The sequence below is a fragment of the Pantoea sp. Cr_R13 genome (assembly GCF_029222565.1).
Lineage (GTDB): Bacteria > Pseudomonadota > Gammaproteobacteria > Enterobacterales > Enterobacteriaceae > Pantoea > Pantoea eucalypti.
The window spans coordinates 233,165-258,821 of the sequence record NZ_JARHXL010000009.1; the positions used below are offsets into that span (position 1 = coordinate 233,165).

A 25,657-nucleotide genomic window follows, 5' to 3' on the forward strand; every position below is an offset into this window, starting at 1 on the left:
CATCTTCAACGCAGTCTCAGGGACATCGCATGAAAATAGATAATTTGCCGTTTGGGCTGACGGAATGGGATCAGGTTGAAGAGACGATTCACCCCGGCGACCAGGGAGAGGCGAGATGGCGAACTGTGACGTTTAACGATATCAGGGTTCGCATGGTCGATTATTCGCCGGGCTATGTGGCCGATCACTGGTGCACCAAGGGCCATATTTTACTCTGTATGGCGGGCGAGCTTCACACAGAACTGTCCGATGGACGCCGTTTCGTACTGACACCAGGCGTCAGTTATCAGGTAGCAGACGATGCTGAACCGCATCGTTCGTTTACCTCCACCGGCGCGAAGCTCTTTATTGTTGACTGAGTTTGCTATCTGCCTCTTTTGTGGCCATCAACTGGTGAATCATCGCGTCGTTGACACTTTTAAAAGTAAACTGAATCTGCTTTATAAAAATCAGCAAAATTAATGGCTTATTTCATCAGAGTTATCTGGTTCTGACGGGAATAATTTTTATCAGGTTGTATGCTTGAAACCGTATTAGAACGTTTTTGCATTCACCTGATGTGGGGAAGCCTGTGCTGATAAAAAAGAAGAAAGTTCGTTCGCATACCGAAGACCGCTTACTGGCGCTGGTGCTGGCCACCACTGCCGGTATCCTGAATGCCATGGCGCTGGGCGCCTTTGGATTTTTCCCGTCACATATGACTGGCAACACCTCGCAGATCTCCCAGGAGGTAACGACCAGCGACCTGCACACCATGCTATTTTTAATGGCACTGATTGTGGCCTTTGTGCTGGGCTGTACCGTCGCCCGGCTGGCAGTGGTGGTTGGTATCAGACATAAGTTACGCACCATTTTCTGTCTGATTATTCTGGCAGAAGGGGCAGCACTGACTGCGGCATCGATCTTTGAGATCGTGTTCTACCGGCCAAGTTTTAACGGGGAAGTGCTGGTGATGCTGGGCTTTTTAATGGGGATTCATAATGCCACCTCGACGCAGCTTTCCAATGGCCGCGTCAGATCGACTCACATTACCGGCACGCTGACTGATGCCGGTATTGCACTGGGTTCCTGGATTTTTGCTCATACGTCACACGCCGTGCATCTTGAAACCGACGATCGTCGATTCTTTCAGAAGGTGCTGCATACCCATCTGACGACGGTGTTCTCTTTCCTGAGCGGTTGTATCGCCGGTCTGCTGCTGTTCAAAGCTTATGGCTTTAATGCAATGGTGGGTCTGGGGATCTTTCTGATGCTGGTGGCCTTAACGGCGATTGCCGTTACTGTCCAGCGTACCCGTCGAAGCCTTTACTGATAATACGGCCCGATGCACTCTGCGCATCGGGCCAATTGCTTACTGCTGGGTTCGGGTTGGTCGCACCACAATTTCATTCACATCTACCTCTTCAGGCTGCTCAATGGCATAGCGTACGGCGCGACCAATGGCGTCCGGCTGCAACGCGATAGCACGATAGTGTCGCATCGCCTCAGCGGCTTCTGGATCGGTAATCGTTGATGCCAGCTCACTCTCGACCACGCCGGGATGAACACAGGTCACCCGCAGCTGGCTGTTCTCCTGCCGTAATCCATCGGAAATCGCCCGTACCGCAAACTTAGTGGCGCAGTAGACAGCCGCAGTGGGTGACACCGCCAGAGCACCAATTGAAGCGATATTGATGATGTGACCACGCTGTTGGGTCAACATGGTCGGCAGCACCGCCGCGATGCCATACAGCACCCCTTTGATGTTCACATCGATCATCTGATCCCACTCTTCCACCTTCAGCGACGCAATCGGTGAGAGAGGCATAATACCGGCGTTATTGATCATCACATCAACGCGGCCCCATTTCTCCAGTGCATAATCAACAAACTGCGTAACGTCTTCACGGCGCGTCACATCAAGCGCTTTGATCGCCACCTCAGTACCATTGAACCTTAGCTCTTCAGCCAGCGCCGTCAAACGGTTTTCCCGTCGTGCACCCAGCAACAGAATCGCATTCGTTTTCGCCAGTTCTCGTGCGATGCCGGCACCGATACCGCTTGAAGCGCCGGTAATTAAAATCACTTTCTGAGTCATCGTATTTCTCCAGTAAGGTTGTCACTGGCGATCATACGGTGGCTGGATTATAAAGATAATCCACCAAACACTTCACACTCTGGTAACTCAATCTAACGTATGAATGCCGATAAAAATGCTCTCGAAGTCTTTGTGATTGTGGCGCAGACCCGAAATTTTAGACTCGCAGCAGAAAAGCTTGGCGTCACGCGTCCGGCAATTAGTCAGAGTCTGCGACGGCTGGAAGACAGGCTTAATATCACGCTGATGCAACGCACCACGCGTTCGGTTCAGCTGACTGAAGCTGGCCAACGGCTCTATGCCGAGGTGGCTCCGGCGATCAACCAGCTTAACCGTGCCGTCAGTGATCTCACCGAACTGGCCACAGAGCCGCGCGGTCAGCTTCGGCTGGCGATCTCATCAATTGCGGAGCGGATGCTGGGAGGAGAGCTGCTGGCGAGCTTTATCACCGCTTACCCGCAGGTTGAGCTGGATATCACCGTTACTGATGACGAGTTCGATATTGTCGGGCAGGGCTATGACGCGGGTGTACGGCTTGGGGAGGTGATTGCTCAGGATATGATTGCCGTGCCGGTCTCCACCGCACAACGTCAGGTTGCGGTGGCATCACCCGCTTATCTCGCGCGTGAGGGCACACCACAACACCCCGAGGAACTGGTCAATCATCGCTGCATAGGCTGGCGAAAAGGCCCAGGATTAGCCCCTTATCGTTGGGAGTTCGCTGAGCAGGGGCGTAATTTTGATGTTGCCGTCAATCCACAGCTCACCACCAACGACATGGGGGTGATGATTCGCACCGCCTGCGCCGGAGGCGGCATCAGCTTTGGCATGGAAGAGACTTTCCAGCCTTACATCGCGCGTGGCGAACTCATTACTATCCTGGATGAATGGTTGCCTGATTTTGCCGGGTTCTATCTTTATTTCCCCAGCCGCAAAAATCTGGCCCCCAAGATGAGGGCGCTAATCGATCACGTCAGGCTCTGAACAGGGTGAGCGGCTATGTTTAGTTGCGCTGGTATTGCTGGTCGCTGACCTGCTCCAGCCAGTCAACCGGCGAGCCATTCAGTGACTCAGCGATAGCAATATGCGTCATGGCGTTGACCGGCGTTGCGCCATGCCAGTGCTTCACATTTTCCGGGATCCAGACGATATCTCCAGCGTTCATCACCTGAATATCTTCACCTTCACACTGAATCCAGCCTTGTCCATGCGTGATAATCAGGGTCTGCCCCAGTGGATGAGTATGCCATGCAGTGCGGGCTCCCGGTTCAAAGGTCACCGTCGCACCACCCACACGGGCCGGTTCGGTTGCCTGGAAAGGTGCATCAATACGAACGCTGCCGGTAAAATATTCTGCAGGTCCTTTCCGTGAAGGCTGCGATCCGTTGGCAATAATTTTCATGACTGACTCCTGCTATTAAGGGAAAGCTTAAGTGTATCCGCCTAACCGGTGTGTGATTACCCTGTTCAGCACGTATGTGGCTATAAGCAGACGTTATTAATAGCCAGAGCAGATGTCAGGTCGTCATGTTATATCGGGTGATAATATTGATTTTTGAGTAGGGTGCAGGCGGTTCGGTTTCGGGTATAAAGCCATGAAATGCCAGCAGGGTTCGGAACGCATGCAGCGCATCGAGCTGTAAATTATGCTCAATCAGCGCATCAATTTTACCCGCCTGAAGCAGGTCGCAATTTTCCTGATCGAGATCGTGACCGATAAACGCATTTACAGGGCGCTTCTGTTCTTCAAACGCGCGCAGTATGCCGGGATTGCCGCCGCCAACAGTGTAAACGGCATCCGCGTCCGCATGGCTCTGCAAAAACGCCGTTACTGACTGATGCATCCTGTCGTCAATACCATACCCGCCAGCCAGCACGCTCACCTGATGCTGAGGCGCAAACTGTTGCATCGCTCGCTGAAAACCCAGAATTCTTTCCTGTTCACCAATGAAATCGTGACTGCCCGTCACTGCCACGATATGCGAGCGACTGACCCGCAACCATTTTGACATCAGAAAAGCTGCCATCTTGCCAGCATCAAAGTTGTCCATGCCGATGTAACGCAGACGCGCACTGTCGGGTAAGTCACTCATCATGGTGACTACCGGAATGCGCTGCTTTAGCATCAATTCAATAGTGGGATTGAGCTCGTCAGAACAGGCCGCTTTCAGAATGACACCATGGCTGTAAAGCGCTTTCTTATTCAGCAGCGCGTTAATCGCTTGTGCCGTAAGATTCGCACCAAAGTGGAAGCGCAGCTGAATTTTAAAGGCAGCAAAGCTGGCAATCTGACTGCTGAGCGCTTCTCGTATCAGTGGCTGAAAGCGATCAGGCGTATGCATGATCACATCGAAAAAGAGTGTTCTGCCTTTTGCCAGCCCCGCCTTTTGCATCAACTCCAGGTCCGCTATTGCCTGTTGAATTCGGTGCTGCGTTCGGGCACGGACGTTACCGCGCTGATGCAGGGCACGATCAAGGGTTGCGAGGCTAAGACCCGACTGGGCAGCAATCTGTTTCAGGGTAAATTTAGCCATGTGCTACTCGGGATGCCGGCGAATGAACATAGTTTTATCACACTGCAGGTTGTTTTCGGATGGTGATTTGGCCATCGCAGTTCGGGATATTCCAGATCCTCAAGCCTGCGGCGAATGTTGAAGGAGGATGCGGTGTTTCGAGTGAACATATTTTATAAACAGATTCTGCCAGGCTTCTGTTATCGGGATAGGGCGTTGAGTTAAGGTCAGTTACAGTGAAATTAGATTACAGCGATTATAACCCCATTTTAGAAATTTATAAGTTAAGGGTTACAGCGGGCAAATATAAAGCAAGATAATATCCCGCGAGTGTATAAATAGTAACCTCTTTGCCGCTTCGCTTATATTTTTACAAAAACCACTTTTTTGTTTTTTCCCTCCTGCTAGTGATAGACTGTATATGCATACACCGTCGGGAGGTCGTGTGAAGTACGACAACGATAATGAAATCCGTGCGCTGGTTGGCGCGGTAGTCAGTGATTTGATCAAGGCGGGAGAGCCAGTTCATTTTCACGATATTACGGACGCTCTGTTTAAACTGAGCGAAGAAACCCGTGATAGCAGGCTTAAATCACTGTGTCAGGAAGCGATAGCCTTTTTCACCCGCAAGATGCATTAAGGTTGATGGCGCCGGTTATTGGCGCCATCCCTGACGCCTATCCTGTTCATTCACCGGCATCGCTTCACTTCAGCGAGAATAAGGTGCCCGAAATCCGTTTTCTGGTGATTATGGCTGCCCCTGGTTTTGATCTTCAGGATCATATAAAACGCTTCCTCACCTTCTGAAAAATATAAATCAAAAAGGCTATTGAGATAGTTGGCCAGAGAAAATGGCAAGGGTTTAATTACTGAAGCGGTAATTTACTCTGTTACCGTTATTATTTTTCGGAAAGGTTATTTTCGTCAGGAAATGTTTTTACGCTAATCATCAATATGAGGTTCCTGCAACATCGCTGGACGTACTATTTTTAGAGGTCGATTATAGAGAATAAAGTCGTGGGTAGGGAGAAGGGAAATGACGCAGAGAAATGAATGAAAATTAGCGGTTCGACAAGCAGTTAACCTGACCTGCGTTACCGCAGGTCAGAGAATCAGAAGCCGGTATCGTCAGGTGTGCGGCCAACCACGATTTCCAGCGTTTTACGCAGCACATCCATTCTGACCACATCGGAGGTGCATTCAAGTTCAGCGATCAAATAAAGGATAATCGCTTTATTCGTTACGCGCCCCTGGTCGGCCAGAATGTCACGAATGACACCGCCCAGCAGTTCTGTTTCAGGAGCAAGTAAATCGCCTTCGCTACGAAAATAATCAATGATGGTTGAATCTGATGAAGAGTGTTGCATGATTTTTCATTCTCTGAAGAAAATTAGTCAGAAGCAATGTGAGTAGTCAAAACGAGTGTAGACGCTCTTTTCGTTTTGCCCAACCAGCCGTAAAACATTTCTTTTTCAGGCTGCCGCTTCACTTAAATTAGCCGCGTATTTCAGGTATCTAACCCCTTCAATCAGTGCTTTTTCGAACCATCGGGCGGGCCATCGCTGTTCATGCGATGTGCCTTATTATCACGCTCAGCGCTGTCACCCTTAACGCGTTTGCGCGCAGCAACCATGCCATTACGGACTTCAGTGATGGCTTTGCGAATAACGGTTACTTTTTCATTGTCATCAGCATCCGCAGCCATGAGTTCAAGCTGTTCTATCAGGGCATTACTGGATACCGATTTGTCTGACTTGAGTAATGTCAGGACGGCTTCACCTATCATGACATCTGTCAGTTTCTCATCTTCACTTCTGTACATACTGGCTTCTCTGATTGCGAATCAATGGCCATGCTGCGGGTCCGTATCTCTCTGCAGGCGCGAAGAGATGCACCTGATACGGGAAAGCAGTACTGGGCTTTTTTACTAGGGTAAACCATCCTGGCGGCGTGACTAAATCGGGCATCCTGAAAAACTGTAATGACTATCACTAGCGACTATCAATCGGTGTATGCATTAGCTTTCACGACGGAAAAGCAATGCAATAAGCTCGTGCAGATGGCGCTCTTCCTCAGGTGTTGCGGCAAGTTCAAGGCGTCGCAACAGTTTACTGCAAATCGCTTTACGACTCAGGCTATGCCCTGCACGCAGAATTTCCACAACAACTGAGCCCAGCGTCTCCTGTTGAGAAGGGGAGTTAGCCTGATTGAAGTAATGGGCAATATCGCTAATTGCTTCAGGGGCTTGTCCGTTCTGGCGCATGTGGGTGTCCTCAGGTGGTTAAAATGTATCGCACACAGGTTGTGCAAATTATACATCTTTAGAATTCTTGTACAGAATTTTGGGTTTTTGAGGTTAGTTTTTTTGTGCAAAAAGTGCTAATTGATTTAAATCAATAGGTTAAGAGAGTGTGTAGTGAGGGGAAAATTGTACCAAATACCTGTACGGTTTTCACTGCTAAAGTGCTCCGACCTGTACAGGCAGGTCGGTGAATAAGTGTGGATAAGGCTAATGCTTCAGGAAAATGTCATCCGCGGAGAGAGGGTCAGCAGGTTCTTTACCAAATGTAGTTGATAACCAGTTCGCGGGGCTGGTGCTGCGGGAACCGATAGTTTTGAACCCCAACAGCCATTGACGCGCATGCTGTATCTGCTCCAGGCGATTATCATTAACTTCAGATCCAGCCATCACTTTTAGCTCATTAATCAAAAGTTCAACGTTCACTTCCTGACCAGCATTAAACAGGTTCATTGCAGCTTCGCCAATGATGACATTCGCTTTTTCGTCGCTGGAAAAATACAAAATATCCTCCTGTGTGATTGCGGTAAGTAACATTAACTGTAGCAAAAAAATTCACGAAACTTAATCAATTCTACCTATCAATAATATTAATTCAATAGTTGAAAGTGCATGTGTGATGCGTATGCAATTCGCTAACACACCCGCCTCTGTTAACTGCGCAGGATGGTTGCTTTGATCCTGATACTTAAATCGCTTCTGCATTTGTCTTCACTGGCGTGAAAAAGTAAAGAGTCGCCAGATAAATTCACTGTGTACGTGTTTATGAAATAAAAAAGTTATTTTATATCAATGTAATAAAGGCACTCCTTACAGAAATTGACACTCAGGCTTTATAACTGAAGAAACTTCACATCCCCGCGCTACCCCATCGGTATAGCCTGTGCTATAAAAAATAGCCTGTGCTAATTATGCTCTTTTATTAATCACCTCTGGAGACCGCTCTGATGACGTCAGTAAAACCAATAGCCACCTTGTTAATGAGTGCTCTGCTGACTCTGGTGACGGCTGCCAGTTGTAATGCAGCAGAAAAATTTAAGGTTGTGACAACGTTTACGGTCATTGCTGACATGGCGAAAAACGTGGCGGGCGAGGCTGCTGAAGTCACTTCCATTACTAAACCGGGTGCTGAGATACATGAATATCAGCCTACGCCCGGCGATATTAAGCGTGCCCAGGGTGCGCAGCTCATCATGGCAAATGGGCTGAATCTCGAACGCTGGTTTCAGCGCTTCTATCAGCATCTGGATGGTGTGCCGGAAGTCGTGGTCTCTGCTGGTGTAAAACCAATGGGAATTAGCGAGGGGCCTTATAACGGAAAACCAAATCCTCACGCGTGGATGTCCCCGGACAATGCACTGATCTATGTCGATAACATTCGCGACGCACTGATGAAATATGACCCCGCTAATGGGGATATCTATCGTCAGAACGCAGCAGCCTATAAGCAAAAAATCACCGCAGCGCTGGATCCATTACGGCAACAGATTGCCGGGATTCCTGCGGATAAGCGCTGGATGGTTACCAGCGAAGGCGCTTTTTCCTATCTGGCACGTGATTTGGGTATGAAAGAACTTTATCTCTGGCCTGTTAATGCTGACCAGCAAGGCACGCCGCAACAGGTAAGAAACGTCATTGATCAGGTGAAAAAAAATGCGATTCCGGCGGTGTTCAGTGAAAGCACGGTATCGGACAAGCCCGCCCGACAGGTCGCCAGAGAAACCGGTGCGTATTACGGTGGCGTGCTCTACGTTGACTCACTGAGCACCGCTCAGGGACCGGTGCCGACTTATCTTGACCTGCTTAGCGTTACCATAGAGACACTGGTAAAGGGCATTAAAGCGGGGGAGAGAGCAAAATGACCGATACCATCGTGGTTTCAGATGTCACCGTGACCTATCGTAACGGTCACACCGCATTGCATGATGCCAGTTTCCGCGTACCCGGCGGATCGATTGCGGCATTGGTAGGCGTGAACGGATCAGGTAAGTCAACGCTGTTTAAAGCGCTGATGGGTTTTGTCCGGCTTGCCAGCGGCAGCATCTCGGTGCTGGGGATGCCGAGGCGCCAGGCACTGCGCAAAAGTCTTGTAGCCTATGTGCCGCAATCAGAAGACGTGGATTGGTCTTTTCCGGTGCTGGTGGAGGATGTCGTGATGATGGGGCGCTACGGTCACATGGGCCTGCTACGCCGACCTAAACCGCACGACCAGCAGATTGTCAGCGAGGCGCTCGCGCGGGTCGATATGCTTGACTACCGCCATCGTCAGATCGGAGAGCTTTCTGGCGGGCAAAAGAAAAGGGTATTCCTGGCTCGCGCCATTGCCCAGCAGGGCAGTGTTATCCTGCTGGATGAGCCGTTTACCGGCGTGGATGTTCAGACAGAGGCCAGAATCATCAGTCTGCTGAGTGAGTTGCGCGATGAAGGCAAGACCATGCTGGTTTCCACACATAATCTGGGGTCCGTTACCGAGTTCTGCGATTACACCGTCATGGTTAAAGGCACTGTTCTGGCCAGCGGCCCGACCCGGACCACCTTTACTGCCGCAAACCTTGAGCGCGCATTTAGCGGCGTACTGCGTCATGTCATGGTGAAAGGGCTGGACGACCAGATCATCACTGATGACGAGCGGCCTTTTATTGCGCCTCGCCCGACACGTGAAGATGGGAACTGACCATGGAACTGTTACTGGAGCCTTTTAGCTATCACTACATGCTCAACGCAATGTGGGTTTCCGCCATGGTTGGCGGACTCTGCGCATTTCTCTCCTGCTACCTCATGCTGAAAGGCTGGTCGCTGATTGGTGATGCCCTTTCTCACTCTATCGTGCCGGGTGTTGCAGGCGCTTACATGCTGGGGCTGCCGTTTGCGCTGGGGGCATTTCTCTCAGGCGGTCTGGCGGCAGGCAGCATGCTGCTGCTTAATCAGCGCACTCGATTAAAAGAAGATGCGATCATCGGTCTCATCTTCTCTTCATTCTTTGGTCTCGGGCTGTTTATGGTGTCGCTCAATCCGACAGCCGTGAACATTCAGACAATTGTGCTGGGCAATATTCTGGCGATTGCGCCCGCGGATATCCTTCAGCTGGCGCTGATTGGCGGACTGTCGATCATCATACTGCTGTTTAAGTGGAAAGATCTGATGGTCACCTTTTTTGATGAGAATCACGCACGCGCCATCGGATTACGGCCTGAACGCCTAAAAGTTCTGTTCTTTACGCTGCTGGCAGTCTCAACCGTGGCCGCGCTGCAAACGGTCGGCGCGTTCCTGGTGATCTGTCTGGTGGTAACGCCGGGCGCAACGGCGTGGCTGCTCACCGATCGCTTTCCGCGTCTGCTGATGATTGCCGTCGCGATTGGCAGCATCACCAGTTTTCTCGGTGCCTGGTTGAGTTACTACTTAGATGGCGCAACGGGCGGCATCATTGTGGTGGCGCAGACGTTGCTGTTCCTGCTGGCGTTTGTGTTTGCGCCGAAACATGGCTTGCTGGCTAACCGGCGTCGTGGCTGCCAGCAACCTGATAAGGAGCCTGGCTGATGTGGATTTTAGAACCTTTCCTGTTCGCTTTTATGAACAGTGCTTTACTCATCGCGCTGGTGGTAGCCATCCCCTGTTCGTTGCTGTCGGTATTTCTGGTGCTGAAAGGCTGGGCGTTGATGGGTGATGCCATGAGCCATGCGGTATTCCCCGGCATTGTGCTCGCCTGGATGGTGGGGCTGCCGCTGGGGGTGGGCGCGTTCGTCGCGGGTCTCTTCTGTGCTGTCGCCAGCGGTTTTTTGCAGGACAACAGTCGCATCAAACAGGATACGGTGCTGGGCATCGTCTTCTCTGGCATGTTCGCCGTGGGGCTGATCCTGTATATCGCTGTGAAACCTGAAGTGCATCTCGATCACATTCTGTTTGGTGACATGCTGGGCATTACTGGCGCGGATATTTTTCAGACATTTGTTATCGCAGCGGTCATCGTGATGGTGATTGCGGTGAAGTGGCGTGACTTCATGTTGTTCAGCTTCGACCCGCAGCAGGCTCAGGTCTCTGGCTTACCGGCTCGCTGGCTGCATTACGGGCTGCTCTGCATGGTCTCATTGACCATTGTGGCAACGCTGAAAGCCGTGGGGATCATCCTGTCAATTTCTCTGCTGATAGCACCTGGCGCTATTGCGGTGCTTCTCACCCGTCGTTTTTCGCATGCGTTACTGGTGGCGGTCGTGGTTTCGGTACTGGTGTCGCTGAGTGGGGTTTACCTCTCGTTCTTTATCGACAGCGCCCCAGCGCCAACCATCGTTGTGTTGTTTGCGCTGGTGTTTGTTGTGGCGATGGTGGTAGCGGGGCGAAAATCCCGGCAGCTGGCACGTCTTACACTTCGCGAAGGCGGCCGGGCTGGGTAAGAAGATGACCAGGAAGAAAGGAGTAAGGCACTGATTTGAGTGCAGGCTTCCCGTTCTTATCAGGCTAAAATCTATCTGAAGTGACTTTATGTGAATAAGGTCACTTTTTATTTTGGAGAAACTTTTGGGGGCGACCTACCCTGTGCCAGAAGCGGACATTGATGATATTGAACGGTCTTAAACATTGGTGTGCTCCTCAGGCATATCTGCTTATTCATCGGAATAGAAGATGCGGTATGTACTCCCATCCCTGTGAACACGGGCAAATCCTGCCTGATTTAAATGCATGCCTGCAATGAGCAGTTTCTCGCTGACCGCTTGTTCCATTATTTTTTTACGTGTCTCCCCGGCCTGAGCAGGATCGACGTCGAATAAAATTGAAACAGCCGGTTGTGCTGACTGAATATGCGGGTAGTGGACAATATCACCCCATATTAATAATCTCTCATTCCCGGAATCGATGCGAAAACCGGTATGCCCAGGCGTGTGGCCTGGTAAAAATACTGGAAGAAACTCTTCAGCTATTTTCCCACCGTTGAAAAAGCGGATGTTTGGGGCATAAACATTTAAGGTTTGCCGTACCAGCAAAAAATTACGCTGCCCGCGCTCATTCGCCATTTCGCGTTTTTTATCATCCCGCCAGTACTGCGCTTCGAGAGGGTGCAGAATAATTTCAGCGCATTTAAAAACCGGCTCTTTTTCAGCATCGAGCAGGCCTCCAATATGATCCGGATGGCAGTGCGTTAATAAAACGGTATCCACGTCATCAGGGCGGACGCCCAATGCAGCAAGATTTGCCATAAGGTGTCCCGGCGCGCCGGGGCCAGCATCAACCAGCATCACCCGTCCACGGCCGCGAATAAGGTAACAGTTAATATGGATATCACCAGGTTTATCGATTCCGGCACGGTACTGAATAGCGTCCGCATCAGCGTTTTCAATACCTGATAGCAGCTCCAGACTGGCATTTATCGTGCCGTCACTTAGCGCGGTTATCTGAAAATCGCCAACCTGGCGGAACGGAAAAGGATTGATCATCACGACCTCGGGGTCAGTTGCGGGCGAAAAGGTGTTCTGCTTGTGAGCCAAAGCAGCGTATTCGGGCCGTCAGACCAGAGGTGTGTTGGGTGACAACATCCAGTTCTCGCATAAAATTCTCCATCACTTCAGGGGTTCTCAATGTTGTCAGCCGATAAAAGAGCTCGGCGTACACCGGCTGCCCACAGCCCGGTTTTACAACAATAAAAATGATATGCACATTTTCGCGGTCTGCGCCGAGGATGTCACAGCAGAGGGCGCTGCATGCGTCGGTAAAATCGCAGAGATTTTTGAACCGGTCAGCGTGGTTTTCAGAGAAATAAAAAGTCAGATTAGGCATGATGTTATCGCATCCCTTTTTCAGTGCTCTGCAATTGCGGAATAAGGGACTCGTAGAGGTACACTCCGGGCATATCCATGAAGGGCGAAGCAATTTCATAAGGCAGGGCATAGATAACGCGATGTACAGGTGATTTATCCAGCGCCACCGCATCCATTTCAAGTCCGTGATAGCCCAGTTCGGTCTCCAGGACGTCAATTGTCTTAGTGCTGATAAGCAGAATCTCATCGGCAGAGAGCCCTGGGATCAGGCCTTCGCCGGCATACAGGTTACGATGCCAGTCAGTAATGAAGGCCTGCCAGCGGGAGAAATTACCGCCTCCTTTTAAACGGTACTCCTCACTGCTGAGCACCTCCGCATCATTGACGGTGTGAATAGCAAGATAAGCAGGGCAGCCAGATTTGAGAGCACGAAAACGTTGAGAGGTAGTAAAGCCAGTAACAGAGATTAATGCGGGTAACTTTTGTTGGCTGTAAAACGCATTCCAGTCAGCCTCGCTTTCAGCATCGTTATATGAACACTCTACGGTATAGAACATCAGCCCATCTCCACATGAGTTATCAACGCAAGCAAACAGGTTTGCTCAATGATTTTTCATCATGCTACAAGCTGGTTTAATCGCTTAAAATCGATAATATGTCATGTGTCAGTGATATTTAGTCACTAAAGGCAAGAGCAAAGAGCTTTTATATGCGCAGAAAAATACCCAGTAGTGCGTCGCTTCAGGCTTTTAATGCTGCAGCGCGACACGGAAACTTTGCCCGGGCGTCAGAAGAGTTATCCTTAACAGAAGGGGCGATTAGCCGTCAGATTGCGCGCCTGGAAGCGTTGCTGAACTGTAAACTGTTTGACCGTGTGGGAAGCCGGGTAAAACTTAATCCGGTCGGCGCGCGCTACGCGCATCACGTGCGTGAAATCCTTGAGCGCCTTGAAAGAGATACGCAATACATATTGGGCCTGCCACAAGGCAGTCAAAGCCTTGATATCGCCGTCCTGCCGACCTTTGCCAGCCGCTGGCTTATTCCCCGTTTGAACAGCTTCAATGCGTTGTTTCCGGCAATAACGTTAAATATTGCCGCCAGAACGGATCCTTTTATTTTGCCTGGCAGTGGTTATGATGCGGTGATTCATTTTGAGCATTCCGCGTGGGCAGGCATGCGTGTGCAATTTCTGTTTCAGGAAAATCTGCTGCCTGTCTGCCATCCTGCTTTGTTAACTGATGATGACGTCAATCAGCAATTAAATAAACTTCCGCGCATTCATCGGCGGCAGAATCCTGATGCATGGCATCGCTATGCGCAGGAGAGTGGAATAGAGCTTGATAACCCGGCGCAGGGAGCGCGGTACGATCTGCATGAAATGGCCATCGCGGCCGTAATGGCGGGGCAGGGAGTCGCATTAGTTCCTCGTATGTATATTGAGAATGAATTAAGTTGCGGCACACTTGTTTCACCGTGGCCTGCATCAGATAGCCTGAGCAAAAGATTCTGTTTAATAAAACCCACGGACACGCATATAAGTGAGCCAGCTCTAAACAGATTTGAGCGCTGGTTGCTGGCTGAAATGAATACGCACACAAGTAACACAAAAATTTGGTGATGTCCGCTTCCCGCTCAGTTGGACCTCCAGTCTCAGCGAAGACGTTATGTGAGTACCAGATCAACGATTTAATAACCAAAATTTGCTGTGGGACGGCGATTCGCACAGGCAGTGTGGGTATAAAGTCTGTGCTGTTGAACAGATTGTATGCTGGCAATTCCGCCATAATGTTGAGAAAACTCTAAGCATTGTTTCTAACGTCTTTACCCAAAAATTATTGTTATTAAGGCTGGCTTCCTGCCAAAGCGGCCATCGAAACCGCCAGATCGTTAAAGAGCTGAAGAACATATCTGTCAGTGATTATGATCTCTCAGAAAAACTGTCAGCACATCTTTCGGCGGAGTACCCTTGCACTCAGAAATTAACCAGCCCACCGCCCCGCGATGGTAAGAACCATGAAAGAGCATGTGATTTATCATATCTGCAGCAGTCATTTCTCCTTCACTACCATCGACAAAGCTGAACTTAATTGTTTCTTTTAAATCGGCAGGAGACATCGAACTTACGCGCTGGATATACCAGTTTATACAGTCGTTCATTTTAACTTCAAGTTCATCTGCTGAGGGTGTTTCAGGGGTGTTGAGGGCAGTGTAGCCATGCTTATGCCCCGAAATATTTGCTCTAAAGATCATATCAACCACATAAATATGGTTCATCAGTCTAAGCATCAGATGACGCTTTTCTGCATAGGCAGATTCACTGATGCCTTTAATCACCTTTAGCGTTTCAGCATCAATCCAGCGTTTAAATTTTAAGAGTGTAACCAGCAAAGTGTTGTCCATGAGTTTTTCCGTGATTTGCCTGTTCCGATAGCATATCAATTATGCACGTAATGTAGCCGAGCCTCTGATGCTAAGGCACACGTATGAACAACGCTCGTTCCTCGCAGAAGTTAGCCTGACGTCAGTGCGCAGAAATGCTCCATGAGGCTCAGTAGGGGAGCGTCAAAGAACGCTTATGATAAAAGCTTTCCCTCACATACAGTACAATGTGCATACTTGATGTTACAACTTCACAGGCAGTGAATCTTGTTAATAAGGAATTCAAACGTGATTGATTTCACTCGCTTTATTGACCGTTATGAACAGCTCAATGCTCAGTTACTTCCTCCTGCTAAAGTCATCGAAAGGCAACTTAATGGATTATATATAAAGGGATATGAGCCAAAAACGATCGTGAATGAGGTTCTCATCGTATATCACGGTGGTGGTGTTAACTCTGATGCTGGTTACGACATTCTTGCACGGCAGTTGAGCTCCGCTCTACTCGTCTGTGTTTATCTCATTGATATCCGTGGGCACGGTCGCTCAACGGGAATCCGAGGGGATGCTTCAAGCCCTGAGCAAATCTGGCAGGATGTTGATGAAGTCATCGATTATGCTCGTGCTTCTTTTAGCGATGCCAGGGTTCATTTGCTTGGTCATTCCAGTGGCGGTGGCATGCTTATCAACTACTTTACGCAATACTCTCTATCGCGGAAAGTTGAAAGCCTGATCTTGCTAGCCCCAGCGTTAGGCCCTTTTTCACCCTCGAATCTGAACCGGGATTCTCCCATTACCTTTGCATCGATAAACCGTTGGAGCTTCATAATCAATGCAATGAGTGGGGGTTTTCTTTGTGGTCATTCTACGGGAGTAAAGTTTAATTTTCCCTGTGAAGTGATCAATTCGAGGCCAGACTTCGTTCAGACTTATAGCGTTAATATGGCTAATGCCCTTACCCCTCGTAATCCAGCAAGGCAACTCAAAGCGATTTCGATTCCACTAACAATCATGCTTGCTGAGCATGACGAACTGTTTGATGTAAGCAGAATGGATGAGTTTTTCAGGAGCTGCGGCAATCCGCATTTAACCAGGCGAATTGTTGAGGGCAGCACACATCTCGAGTGTATTTTTGAGTTAACAGATATCCTGAGAGAACACTTCAGACGGCTGTCTTCAATGACGGATTACATACATGAGTAGTTATCTTTTAAAGGGCAGAATTGCCTGATCGTCATGAGGCTAACTCATGTTTTTCCTCGTCTCGGATAACTATAATCGCCTCTCCTGACTCCTTGAAAGTTTTACATGACAATCTCCTGACGTGCTTCTCATTCTCATCTGACCAGCCCCCATCCAGGGTGACTTTATGTACAGAGGGGCATTTTTTTTACAAACCTCATTATGCATCAGCAGTTATGTGCCAGAAATGGACGCTTCACACATCCAGTTTCAAAGATGATCAATATCTGCCTGCCTGGAAAATTAATTTAAGAAATCATTCATAAAGACGAAACTTTATTTATTCAATATTAGTTGTTTGGCGTGCTCGATTCATTTTAAACGGAGTCTTAATGCGTCTTTTTCATTTCAGTGATAATTCTGATATTACTATATTTAAACCTCGCCAGTTAAAGGTTCATGTTGATCGACCTGCCGGGCAGGAGTGGTTAAACGGCTCACTGATATAGGCTACGGATGAAGCGCATGCATTACTTTATCTTTTCCCTCGTGAGTGCCCACGTATCATTTACTGCCCACGACCTGACACAAGCAGAGTGGACATTGAAAAATGGATGGGCAGTGACTCCCAGGCCACGGCGATTGCCTGTATAGAACATGCATGGCTATCACGTTTTCAAAGCGGGAAAATTTACAGATATGAATTGCCAGTAGATGGCTTTGAACCAACAGGAGAGGTCGGTATGTGGGTATCTCAAAATAATGTTATCCCAACTGACTTGAAAGCGTTTTCCAACCTTGATACTGAACTTGCATTGCGCAATATAACGCTTCGGGTAATGGAAAGGCTAACGCCACTCAAAAGCGTATGGCTGACATCACTTCACGCCAGTGGGATAAGATTGAGAAACGCACAAGACTGGGGCAAGCCTGGCTGGACGCATTCCAGGCCGGGTCACCAGATTTTTGTATAAACGTGTTACCGACAGGTAAGGCCCTTACATCGGTGATGCCTGATCATCTTTAATAGCAGACGTTAGCCTGACGTCAGTCCGCATAATACCGGAAGCGGACCGTTCAAATGCTTTTTATCTGAGCCACGCCTTAAGGGCTGGTTGGTGGCTGCGTATTAATTTAAATGACTGAGACCGGAACGCCCGTGCTGGTTCAGAACGTTACGAAGTCAGAAAAGCGATTCTTTAATGCTGATTTCATCCACGCGTAGGATTGAAGACATGTCAAAGCCGTCCATGTCAGACATGAACTCCTCGCTGGTCATATATTTCTGATTTAAGGCTTCTATTTCAGCCCCCTCCTGATACGTCACTGTTGCAATGACCTGGCATTCTTTCCCCAGATAAACATGATTGACATATATACCAAAGGCCGGAAGAGAGACCATGTGTCGGGGCCAGTGTCTGTGAAAATAAATTTCTGCTGACTCTGTGTCTTTGAGTGTATAGATTCTGACCTGCTTCATGATATCCGTCCCGCTGTGAGAGTGTCATTTAGAGGAAAGCCAAAGCATACCAACTCTGTTACTGAGTAATTAGCAAAAGACTGCATTTCGCCCATACCCGACATTGTTCCCGCACGTGGTGCAAACGCCATTCTTCGTTACATATCGAATGTCACTACTTACTTTCTATCAGACCCAGGCCATAGGACCCGAAACGCCGCTTCTGGCGGTTCGGCGAAGTTAAGCAGCCTGCCAGTTAGCGTAATCAGGCCAACGTTCCGGTATGCCGGAGAGCTTAAGGTGGCGGGAGATCTATTCTGACCGCCGCGGTGTGCCAGAAGAGGCCACCGGTGGCTTAAACTGCAGGGATATTGTCTGGAGCAAACCAGCCGTTGCCTGACAACTTTATCGGGGAGTACCTAGCTGCTTTCATCTTTTGCAAAACCAGCGTGTAGTCTTTTCAGCATGACACTCATGCCTCTGCTGACAATCCGATCCTCTCGCATTACTGTCCCCAGAGTTCGATGAAGCGAGGGCGTTACAGAGTAAAGACTGAGGCCCTGCCTTTCCTCAATATTTGCAACGGACATACGGGGAACGATGCTGTAGCCCAGACCGGAACGTACCATCTTTTTAATGGCCTCAATACTGCCAAGCTCCATCATGGGGCTGACAGTTAGCCCGGCATTATGAAACCATTCGTCGATCAAGGCGCGTGTCCCGCTCCCAGGTTCAAAAACAATCAGTGGCAGTGACAAAAGGGCATTGGGAGACAGCGGTTTCACGCTCTGATCTGCTGCATCCTTTTCCATGATCACAACAAACTCATCAGTGCCCAGCGGGCTTACGCTCAGGCATTTGCCGCTAGCTGGAAGTGTTACAAGCCCGATATCTATACGATTCTCCTCTACGCTCCGGACAATATCGGAAGTATTGCCCGTGCGGACGTCTACTTTTAGCAGAGGATGTGCCTGTCGCAGCTGCTGCAATACGGGAGGCAGAAGATGAATACAGGCCGTTGCCCCCATGCCGACAGTAACGGTGCCGGTTATGTCGTCTGAGTGCAGAGACACTGACTCAATGGCTGTATTGATTACTGAATCAATTTTTATACAGTGCTCAGAAAAAGTCAGCCCCGCTGGAGTGGGTCTTATTCCCCGGCTGGTTCGCTCAATCAGGCGGACCTGGAGTGTCTGCTCCAGCTGTCTTATCTGCAGGCTGACAGCAGGCTGTGAAAGTCCGAGAGCGTCTGCTGCGCCGGAGAAACTGCCCCGGCTGATGACCATCCTGAAAGTCGCTAGGTGATCCAGGTTCAGGTTTGCCATGTCAAAGTTTTCCTTATACCGCTGATAAGTCCCGCAGTCTGACTGAAATTTTTCAACCGGGTTAGTCTTTGTTTCTCACCAGAAAAAGAGCCTTACCGATGGAAATAACAGAAGCAGATAAAAGACATATTGCTGCTATCCAGCAGATTTATGCTTACCACGTATTACATGGCACCGCCACTTTTGAAACCGAACCGCCGGATGCAGCTGAAATAGCAGCCCGACTGGAAAAGGTGCGTTCAGCAGGACTGCCCTGGTTTGTGGCGGTTGAGGACGGACAGGTCCGGGGGTATTGCTACCTCTCCTTTTACAGGGAACGTCGCGCCTACCGTTTTACCCTGGAAGATTCCGTCTATATGGACATTAATTATCAGGGACGAGGCATTGGCAAAATGTTGTTATCCCATGCGATAGCCTGGGCAGAGGCCCGTGGCTTTCGCCAACTCGTAGCCGTGGTGGGTAATAGCGAAAACAGGGGCTCTCTTGCTCTGCATAGTGCCGCAGGCTTCAGCATCACTGGCACACTCCGGTCGGTAGGATTTAAGCATGGGCGCTGGCTCGATACGGTTATTCTGCAGCGCATGCTCGGACAGGGCGACGCCACGCTTGCGGAGAGCAATTGATGACAGACGGACATCTGACCGGGCGCAATATTTTCTGCATCGGTATGGCACAGCTTATCAACTGGGGAATTACGTTCTACATGCCCGGCGTTTTCGGAACCGCCATCATGGCAGAGACGGGCTGGTCTCCGGTGGTGACTTTCTCTGGCCTTACCGTTGCCATGCTGGTCATGGGGCTGGTTTCGCCGCTGACAGGTTATGTCATGGCTCGGACCGGCGGACGATTAATGATGATGGCGGGTACAGTTGCCATAACCGTTGCATGTTTTCTGATGTCGTTCACTCAATCCACAGCGGCATGGGTAGCGGTCTGGCTTCTGATGGGCGTCGGCATGCGGCTTGCCCTGTATGACGCTGCGTTTGCGCTGCTTGTGGAAACCGCAGGTGCAGGGGCCCGCAGGGCAGTCACTCTGGTTACGCTGCTGGGAGGGCTCGCGTCAGCTCTTTTCTGGCCTGCTGGCGCTGCCCTGCTGCAAATTACCGACTGGCGGCATGCCTTACTGGTTTACGGCTGTGCGGGCTTGCTTAGCTTGATTTTTCTGACCACCCTTCCGGCAGGCCGCCGGTGCACACCTCCCACTATGGGTCGGTCTGTTCTGCCGTCTGCAGGGACAGCAGAGGACCGAAAAGGGCTTGTCAGCGGGTTGTGGTATGCGGCCCTGATTGCGCTGCTCAGCTTTGTTTCCACTGGCGTGTCCACGCATCTGCCCCAGATACTGGCCGCTTATAGCATGCCCGCCCTGACAGGCATGCTTTGGGGAGTGGGACAGGTCAGTGCCCGCTTGTCAGACGTGGCCTCCGGCGCACGACTCTCCGCGTTACAGCTGAATCTTATAGTCGGTATCCTGCTGCCACTCTGTTTTCTGACCGGCCTGATGGGGTACGTGACGCCTGCAGCGACGGCACTCTTTGTCCTGGGCTATGGAGCAGTGAACGGACTGTACACGGTCGTGAAGGCCTTACTTCCTCTTGTGCTGTTTGCTCCGCAGCAATACGCCAGCAGAACAGGCATCCTGCTATCACCTGGGTTTTTTCTCGCGGCGCTTGCCCCGTCTGCTTATGCCATGCTGCTGGAGCGATACGGTGTGTGCGGCACATTGCTTGTTTCCGCTATTCTTTCCCTGTTCATCATGATGATTTCAATTGTGCTCTGGCGATGCCATTCCGGCTCAGTCGTGAAGCGCCGTAATGAAAAGGCGCCACCGCTGTCCAGAAGAAACGTTTGATAGTGTTTGCGATATCATCAGGATTCGATCCCGATTGATCCCCATCGTATGTGTCCGATTCTCTCGCAGACAATACGTTCATTATCGCATTGCCTGACCTGGTGGAGACTGAAAATCACAATATGAAAGTTTCTGATGCAGCCTGCGGAAATTGATGTTCTGAAGGTATCTGCGTCAATTAAAGTCTGGCGCAGGGCTGCAACTGCAGCCCTGCGCCAGGAGCTCACGCGTCAGTTTTAAAAATAGGTTGGGAAGAGTCTTTAGGTATTAATCTGGTATACACACCCGGATACGGTGTCCATCCCCCAGCTTTTATTAATCCGCATCTTTGTGTGCTTATGCGAATTTCTGAAAAGCGCAACAGGCACCGTCTGAACGGCTCAAGTGACATGCACTGTCAGCCAGATCCCCAATGTGAATCTGGCTGACAGCGCCACAGCAGGAGCTAACGCACCTGAATCTGCACAGGCTTACCATGCTGATCGGCGGTGCCTTTTACAATCACCAGATAACGTCGTTCATCCGCATGATGGCTATTCACCACCTGACGAATCGGACCGACGGCATTAACGATCGCCGCACCGGCCGGGTTGGTCATAAATTGTGCCAGTGGCTCCAGCTCACCTTTTCCTTCAGCATCGGACGACAGCGCCAGCAGATAGTCCTGCTTTGGTTCCAGCCCGGTGGCAGACGCCTGCAACACCTGAGTCAATCCCTGATCGAACAGGGTCAGCGTGGTTGCAGGCTGCGCCCCTTTCGCAGCATTTACCTCTTTCAGCGTCAGATGTGCTGCCTTACCTGCCAGGCCCAACGGCACCAGGTTCTGCTTACCATCGCCCTGCGGCACGGCGTTGGGCACATAGACAACCGCCTGCGGTGCCTGACCAATTGGAATGGTCGCGATCACTTTATTGCTCAGGGTATCAATCGCCGTCAGGGCGTCAGCGTTTTCCAGACCGACATAAACACGACTTCCGTCACCCGATGGCCAGACGCCGTGTGGCAGATTGCCTACCGGAATGGTTGCGACCTGACGGAAATCATCGGTACGGTAAACGTTCACTTTGTTCAGGCCACCGATAGTGACGTAAGCAAAGGTGCCTTTAGCGTTATGCACGATATTGACGTGGTTAGTAATCGGACCGCTGTCGATGGTTTTCAGCAATTTAAACGGTGGGCGCGCATCGAACACCTGCACTTTACCGACATCTTTGAGCGTGAACCAGACCTGCCGGCCATCAGGCGTGGCGGCTATATTGGGACAGAACGGACTGGCCTGTTTAATGCTGCCGATAATTTTATGCGCTTTTACGTCCATCACCACCGTTTCGGGGTTGAAGGAGGAACAAACGTAACCGTATTGACCGTCCGGTGAGAAAATCTGCATGCCCGGACCGCCAGGCACGGTAATACGCGTTTTCTCTTCCCCACTGTTGCCATCCAGCACCGCAACATAATTTTCACCGCGTACGGTGACCCAGATTTCTTTGCCATCGGGAGTAAAGAAGGCTTCATGTGGTGATCGACCCACATAAGTTACATGCTTCACTGCGTTGGTCGCGGTATCAATCAGGCTGACAGAGTTGGAGCCAATTGAAACAACAGCAAGGGTTTTACCATCTGGCGAAAAACCTAGTCCATGTACCAGCACCTGGCCTTTATAGAGTGGACTAAGGTTGGCGGGTTGCGCATCACCCAGTTTAATCACCCCGAGCAGTGTATTGCTGGCTGGGTCGGTAACAGAAACGGTGTTGGAGAACTGCTCTGCTGCGTAAACGCGGTCATGATGACTCACGCTGATGTCCGCTGCTGAGGCAGCATAAGGCGCTTGTCCCGCCCAGGCGAACGACGACGCCAGCGCCACTGTTGCCGCAAGGATTGAGCATACAAATGGTCTTGTCATGGTGTATCCCTTTTTACTGTCGGTTGTTTCAAAGGCCACAGGATGTGGCTTAGTTTCCCTGCGGAGCCGCAGGTACAGAATCTGGCTGGACTTGATCGGGGGCGGGTGCGGCCGGAGGCAGAGGTTTACCCAGCGCCTGATACATCGCGACGATCTCCTGTTGCTGGGTCACAATGATCTCCTGCGCAATACGCCTGAGCTGCTCGTTTTTGCCGAATCGCAACTCAGCCACGGCCATATCCATGGCGCCCTGATGGTGCGGTGTCATCATGGCAACAAAGTCTTCATCAACATTGCCGGTAGGATCGATAGCCATGCGAGACATCATGGTGTCCATAGCCTGTTCATTTTCTTTCCAGAAGCCTTGCTCCTGGAGAACGGCAGGTGCATTGGCACTGGGATGATCATGTGCGCCTGAACTCTGGCTCAAAGCCAGCAGGCTGTTAGCAATCAGGAAACAGCGAAGAGTACGGTTCATAGCAAGCCCTTTACCGGATAGCAAAGGCCGGACTGGCCTTTCATTGGCCTATAAAAGCAAAGCCCTGTATCGGTACTGTTTCCCGGAGCAAGAGATTTGTATTTTTATGTAGCAGGATGACGGAATGTTTCTGGCCAAATGCCGCGCCCGTCATGATGGTGGCGCAAAATCAATGAGGAAGGGAGATACACTCCGGTACAAAGCCCGCAACGTTAACGACATAACTGCGATAAGCTGACAGCGGTTTGCACACCCTCTGAAAATAAGGATTGCGCTGTGGAACATGTCGATCACATTTTGATCGTGGATGACGATCGTGAAATTCGTAGCCTGATTGCGGAATACCTGAAAAAGAACGGTCTGCGTACGACAGAGGTCGCCGACGGGCGGCAAATGCGTAGCTTTCTCGATAGCATGCCGGTTGATTTGATTGTGCTGGATGTGATGATGCCGGGCGATGACGGCCTTACGCTTTGTCGTGAACTGCGCAGTGGAAAACATAAAGGCACGCCAGTGCTGATGTTAACAGCGCGAAGCGAAGAGACTGACCGCATCATCGGGCTCGAAATGGGCGCAGATGATTATCTGGTCAAACCGTTCGTGCCGCGTGAACTGCTTGCCAGAATAAAAGCGGTCTTACGCCGTACGCGCATGATGCCGCCCAATCTTGTTATTTCAGAAGCGGCGCGAATTGTGGCATTTGGCGAATGGGTGCTGGACACCACGTCGCGTAACCTGGTGGACAAAGAGGGCGTGATGGTGGCACTCAGCGGCGCGGAGTATCGCCTGCTGCGGGTATTTGTTGATCATCCACAACGTGTGCTTAATCGCGATCAGTTGTTGAATCTGACGCAGGGGCGAGACGCCGAGTTATTCGAACGCTCCATTGATTTGCTGGTCAGCCGTTTGAGTCAACGATTAAACGATGATGCCCGCGAACCTTTTTATATCAAAACGGTTCGCAGCGAAGGCTATGTATTTGCGATGCCGGTGGAACTGCGTGAGGCCAACGCGTGAAACGTCTGATGCAATGGTGGCCTAAACGCCTGGCCTCGCGGCTGATGCTGATCCTGCTGCTTGGGTTACTGCTGGCGAATGGATTAACTCTGGGACTGTTGCTGCTGGAGAGGGCGCAAAGTGCCAAAGCCATGATGATGGGCAATCTGGAATATGACGTGGCCACCAGCGTTGCGATTCTCGATCGCCTTCCTGCCAGTGAACGCGCTGCATGGGCAACACGTCTCGATCGCAGTAATCATCACTATCTGTTGCACGCTACGCCATTGGGCCAGCTGCCAAAGACAAAACGCCTGCAGGACACGGCCAGCGCATTGACGCGGGCGCTTGGCCCGCGCTATCCCCTGAGCTTCAGCGTTAATCCTGATAACAGTGCTCAGATGATGGCGCATCTGCGTTTACGTGATGGCAGCCCGCTCAGCATTGATCTGGCCCCGCGTAATATGCCGTTTGCTCGCTGGTTACCGATTGTACTCGTGGCGCAGTTTGTGCTGCTGTTTGGCTCCGCCTGGTTTGCGGTGCGCAGCGCGGTCAGGCCTCTGGCAGATCTGACAAGGGCTGCAGAACAGTTGCATCCCGATTCAAATAAAACGGTATGCCTGTCGGAAGAGGGGCCGGTTGAAGTGCGCAATGCGGCACGGGCTTTTAATGCCATGCAGCAGCGAATGAGTGCCTATCTCAAAGAGCGCATGCAAATTCTTGCGGCGATCTCCCACGATCTGCAAACGCCGATAACACGTATCCGTCTACGTTCAGAAATGATGAGTGAGACAGACGTCAGGAGCAAACTGCTGCATGATCTTGAGGAGATGACCCGGCTGATTCGCGAAGGCGTGGCCTATGCGCGCACCAGTGAAAGCAGCGATGAAAAACCGTGCCGGATACAGCCGCATGCTTTTATAGACAGCCTGGTCTGCGATTATCAGGACACGGGGCAGCAGGTAACGCTGCAGGGAACATTCCACGGTTCGTTTAGTACCAGACCGCACGCGCTGCGCAGAACGCTCAGTAATCTGATCGATAATGCGCTGAAGTTCGCGGGCAGCGCGGAAGTGGTGGTGGAACAGGATGCAGGTCAGATCACCATAGCGGTGCTGGATCGCGGCCCCGGCATCCCACCGGAAGAGATGTATGCGGTGATGCAGCCTTTTTATCGGATCGAGAACTCGCGTAACCGGGCCACCGGTGGAACCGGGCTGGGTTTAGCCATTGCCCAGCAGCTGGTGGCGTCCTTAAGCGGTGAGCTGACACTGACGAACCGCCGACAGGGCGGTTTGCGGGTGACGGTGACATTGCCGGATAATCTTCACTGATTTGTATCGCAGTGTGTAATAACGGCAGAAAGCGAAATTCCGGTACACTTTCTACCCCTGGTCGATATGTTACCGATACATTGCGATGGTGTAATTCTCACATCGGGCAGCAACAG

The 25,657-nt window shown here is 50.7% G+C and carries 30 protein-coding genes and 1 pseudogene; 16 read left to right on the forward strand and 15 right to left on the reverse strand.

All coding sequences use genetic code 11. The features are described from left to right. The first annotated feature begins 29 nt into the window (after positions 1-29). Complete coding sequence (locus tag P2R09_RS05065; RefSeq protein ID WP_187513371.1) at positions 30-359, forward strand: DHCW motif cupin fold protein; 330 nt, start codon at positions 30-32, stop codon at positions 357-359. A gap of 212 nt (positions 360-571) precedes the next feature. After that, positions 572-1,312 carry a YoaK family protein gene (locus P2R09_RS05070; protein ID WP_275767683.1) on the forward strand — a complete coding sequence of 247 codons (741 nt, stop codon included), beginning with the start codon at positions 572-574 and terminating at the stop codon, positions 1,310-1,312. A gap of 39 nt (positions 1,313-1,351) precedes the next feature. Here the strand turns inward: P2R09_RS05070 and P2R09_RS05075 are convergent, their stop codons facing one another. After that, positions 1,352-2,077 carry an SDR family oxidoreductase gene (locus tag P2R09_RS05075; protein ID WP_275767685.1) on the reverse strand — a complete coding sequence of 242 codons (726 nt, stop codon included), beginning with the start codon at positions 2,075-2,077 and terminating at the stop codon, positions 1,352-1,354. Positions 2,078-2,176: 99 nt separating this feature from the next. On the opposite strand from P2R09_RS05075, the gene P2R09_RS05080 reads away from it, so the two are divergent. Further along, on the forward strand, positions 2,177-3,061 hold the full coding sequence (locus tag P2R09_RS05080) for a LysR family transcriptional regulator (RefSeq protein WP_275767687.1): 885 nt from the start codon (positions 2,177-2,179) through the stop codon (positions 3,059-3,061). A gap of 19 nt (positions 3,062-3,080) precedes the next feature. Here the strand turns inward: P2R09_RS05080 and P2R09_RS05085 are convergent, their stop codons facing one another. Both P2R09_RS05085 and P2R09_RS05090 read right to left on the reverse strand, forming a co-directional pair. Then, positions 3,081-3,479 (reverse strand): cupin domain-containing protein, encoded by a 399-nt coding sequence (locus tag P2R09_RS05085; protein ID WP_275767689.1) that lies wholly within the window; start codon positions 3,477-3,479, stop codon positions 3,081-3,083. A 115-nt stretch (positions 3,480-3,594) separates the two neighbouring features. Beyond that, the gene (locus P2R09_RS05090; RefSeq protein ID WP_275767691.1) at positions 3,595-4,611 is read right to left on the reverse strand and encodes a LacI family DNA-binding transcriptional regulator; all 1,017 of its coding nucleotides are present in this window, start codon (positions 4,609-4,611) and stop codon (positions 3,595-3,597) included. A gap of 424 nt (positions 4,612-5,035) precedes the next feature. On the opposite strand from P2R09_RS05090, the gene P2R09_RS05095 reads away from it, so the two are divergent. Continuing rightward, complete coding sequence (locus P2R09_RS05095; RefSeq protein ID WP_275767693.1) at positions 5,036-5,230, forward strand: hypothetical protein; 195 nt, start codon at positions 5,036-5,038, stop codon at positions 5,228-5,230. 5 nt (positions 5,231-5,235) lie between these two features. Further along, positions 5,236-5,397 (forward strand): hypothetical protein, encoded by a 162-nt coding sequence (locus tag P2R09_RS05100; RefSeq protein ID WP_275767695.1) that lies wholly within the window; start codon positions 5,236-5,238, stop codon positions 5,395-5,397. 305 nt (positions 5,398-5,702) lie between these two features. Here P2R09_RS05100 and P2R09_RS05105 read toward each other — a convergent pair whose 3' ends face one another. The 4 genes from P2R09_RS05105 to P2R09_RS05120 all read right to left on the reverse strand — a co-directional run bounded on the left by P2R09_RS05105 (position 5,703) and on the right by P2R09_RS05120 (position 7,393). Further along, positions 5,703-5,957 (reverse strand): biofilm/acid-resistance regulator YmgB/AriR, encoded by a 255-nt coding sequence (locus P2R09_RS05105; protein ID WP_275767697.1) that lies wholly within the window; start codon positions 5,955-5,957, stop codon positions 5,703-5,705. 161 nt (positions 5,958-6,118) lie between these two features. Continuing rightward, positions 6,119-6,412, reverse strand: coding sequence for a hypothetical protein (locus P2R09_RS05110; protein ID WP_275767699.1), 294 nt, complete (start codon positions 6,410-6,412; stop codon positions 6,119-6,121). A 195-nt stretch (positions 6,413-6,607) separates the two neighbouring features. Next, positions 6,608-6,853, reverse strand: a complete 246-nt coding sequence (gene ycgZ, locus P2R09_RS05115) for a regulatory protein YcgZ (RefSeq protein ID WP_003848277.1) — start codon at positions 6,851-6,853, stop codon at positions 6,608-6,610. Between the two features lie 246 nt (positions 6,854-7,099). After that, on the reverse strand, positions 7,100-7,393 hold the full coding sequence (locus tag P2R09_RS05120) for a hypothetical protein (protein WP_275767702.1): 294 nt from the start codon (positions 7,391-7,393) through the stop codon (positions 7,100-7,102). A 443-nt stretch (positions 7,394-7,836) separates the two neighbouring features. Between P2R09_RS05120 and P2R09_RS05125 the strand changes: the two genes are divergently transcribed. From P2R09_RS05125 to P2R09_RS05140, 4 genes are read left to right on the forward strand one after another with little or no spacing between them, the layout of a single operon-like run. Beyond that, complete coding sequence (locus P2R09_RS05125; protein ID WP_275767704.1) at positions 7,837-8,751, forward strand: metal ABC transporter substrate-binding protein; 915 nt, start codon at positions 7,837-7,839, stop codon at positions 8,749-8,751. Then, positions 8,748-9,563 carry a manganese/iron ABC transporter ATP-binding protein gene (locus P2R09_RS05130; protein ID WP_275767706.1) on the forward strand — a complete coding sequence of 272 codons (816 nt, stop codon included), beginning with the start codon at positions 8,748-8,750 and terminating at the stop codon, positions 9,561-9,563. The genes P2R09_RS05125 and P2R09_RS05130 overlap by 4 nt, the downstream gene beginning before the upstream one ends. A 2-nt stretch (positions 9,564-9,565) precedes the next feature. After that, a complete protein-coding gene (gene sitC / locus P2R09_RS05135; protein WP_275767708.1) occupies positions 9,566-10,426 on the forward strand; it encodes an iron/manganese ABC transporter permease subunit SitC in 861 nt (286 codons plus the stop codon). Further along, a complete protein-coding gene (locus P2R09_RS05140; protein WP_275767710.1) occupies positions 10,426-11,277 on the forward strand; it encodes a metal ABC transporter permease in 852 nt (283 codons plus the stop codon). Before sitC ends, P2R09_RS05140 begins: the two co-directional genes overlap by 1 nt. Before the next feature lie 210 nt (positions 11,278-11,487). Here the strand turns inward: P2R09_RS05140 and P2R09_RS05145 are convergent, their stop codons facing one another. From P2R09_RS05145 to P2R09_RS05155, 3 genes are read right to left on the reverse strand one after another with little or no spacing between them, the layout of a single operon-like run. Then, entirely contained in the window at positions 11,488-12,315 is an 828-nt protein-coding gene (locus P2R09_RS05145) for an MBL fold metallo-hydrolase (RefSeq protein WP_275767712.1), read from the reverse strand. Positions 12,316-12,328: 13 nt separating this feature from the next. Next, positions 12,329-12,655: a hypothetical protein gene (locus tag P2R09_RS05150; protein WP_039661712.1), complete on the reverse strand. Its 327-nt coding sequence runs from the start codon at positions 12,653-12,655 to the stop codon at positions 12,329-12,331. A 4-nt stretch (positions 12,656-12,659) separates the two neighbouring features. Then, a complete protein-coding gene (locus P2R09_RS05155) occupies positions 12,660-13,193 on the reverse strand; it encodes a hypothetical protein (protein WP_008924499.1) in 534 nt (177 codons plus the stop codon). Between the two features lie 152 nt (positions 13,194-13,345). Between P2R09_RS05155 and P2R09_RS05160 the strand changes: the two genes are divergently transcribed. Beyond that, positions 13,346-14,254 carry a LysR substrate-binding domain-containing protein gene (locus P2R09_RS05160; RefSeq protein WP_275767716.1) on the forward strand — a complete coding sequence of 303 codons (909 nt, stop codon included), beginning with the start codon at positions 13,346-13,348 and terminating at the stop codon, positions 14,252-14,254. 293 nt (positions 14,255-14,547) lie between these two features. Here P2R09_RS05160 and P2R09_RS05165 read toward each other — a convergent pair whose 3' ends face one another. Beyond that, positions 14,548-15,036 carry a DinB family protein gene (locus tag P2R09_RS05165; protein WP_275767718.1) on the reverse strand — a complete coding sequence of 163 codons (489 nt, stop codon included), beginning with the start codon at positions 15,034-15,036 and terminating at the stop codon, positions 14,548-14,550. 267 nt (positions 15,037-15,303) lie between these two features. On the opposite strand from P2R09_RS05165, the gene P2R09_RS05170 reads away from it, so the two are divergent. Continuing rightward, a complete protein-coding gene (locus P2R09_RS05170) occupies positions 15,304-16,218 on the forward strand; it encodes an alpha/beta fold hydrolase (protein ID WP_275767720.1) in 915 nt (304 codons plus the stop codon). 500 nt (positions 16,219-16,718) lie between these two features. Beyond that, positions 16,719-17,171: pseudogene (locus P2R09_RS05175) on the forward strand (DUF6886 family protein); the annotation flags it as partial. A 209-nt stretch (positions 17,172-17,380) separates the two neighbouring features. Here P2R09_RS05175 and P2R09_RS05180 read toward each other — a convergent pair. Both P2R09_RS05180 and P2R09_RS05185 read right to left on the reverse strand, forming a co-directional pair. Further along, positions 17,381-17,677: a hypothetical protein gene (locus P2R09_RS05180; RefSeq protein ID WP_275767724.1), complete on the reverse strand. Its 297-nt coding sequence runs from the start codon at positions 17,675-17,677 to the stop codon at positions 17,381-17,383. Between the two features lie 398 nt (positions 17,678-18,075). Beyond that, entirely contained in the window at positions 18,076-18,981 is a 906-nt protein-coding gene (locus P2R09_RS05185) for a LysR family transcriptional regulator (protein ID WP_275767726.1), read from the reverse strand. A gap of 98 nt (positions 18,982-19,079) precedes the next feature. Here P2R09_RS05185 and P2R09_RS05190 point away from each other — a divergent pair, with 98 nt between their 5' ends. Both P2R09_RS05190 and P2R09_RS05195 read left to right on the forward strand, forming a co-directional pair. Next, positions 19,080-19,604, forward strand: a complete 525-nt coding sequence (locus P2R09_RS05190) for a GNAT family N-acetyltransferase (RefSeq protein WP_275767728.1) — start codon at positions 19,080-19,082, stop codon at positions 19,602-19,604. Beyond that, a complete protein-coding gene (locus tag P2R09_RS05195; protein WP_275767730.1) occupies positions 19,604-20,830 on the forward strand; it encodes an MFS transporter in 1,227 nt (408 codons plus the stop codon). The genes P2R09_RS05190 and P2R09_RS05195 overlap by 1 nt, the downstream gene beginning before the upstream one ends. A gap of 445 nt (positions 20,831-21,275) precedes the next feature. Here the strand turns inward: P2R09_RS05195 and P2R09_RS05200 are convergent, their stop codons facing one another. Then, complete coding sequence (locus P2R09_RS05200; RefSeq protein ID WP_275767732.1) at positions 21,276-22,733, reverse strand: YncE family protein; 1,458 nt, start codon at positions 22,731-22,733, stop codon at positions 21,276-21,278. A gap of 49 nt (positions 22,734-22,782) precedes the next feature. Further along, on the reverse strand, positions 22,783-23,211 hold the full coding sequence (locus tag P2R09_RS05205; RefSeq protein ID WP_275767734.1) for a DUF305 domain-containing protein: 429 nt from the start codon (positions 23,209-23,211) through the stop codon (positions 22,783-22,785). 276 nt (positions 23,212-23,487) lie between these two features. Here P2R09_RS05205 and P2R09_RS05210 point away from each other — a divergent pair, with 276 nt between their 5' ends. Both P2R09_RS05210 and P2R09_RS05215 read left to right on the forward strand, forming a co-directional pair. Beyond that, complete coding sequence (locus P2R09_RS05210) at positions 23,488-24,228, forward strand: response regulator (RefSeq protein WP_275767735.1); 741 nt, start codon at positions 23,488-23,490, stop codon at positions 24,226-24,228. Continuing rightward, complete coding sequence (locus P2R09_RS05215; protein WP_275767737.1) at positions 24,225-25,541, forward strand: ATP-binding protein; 1,317 nt, start codon at positions 24,225-24,227, stop codon at positions 25,539-25,541. Before P2R09_RS05210 ends, P2R09_RS05215 begins: the two co-directional genes overlap by 4 nt. The last annotated feature ends 116 nt before the right edge of the window (positions 25,542-25,657 follow it).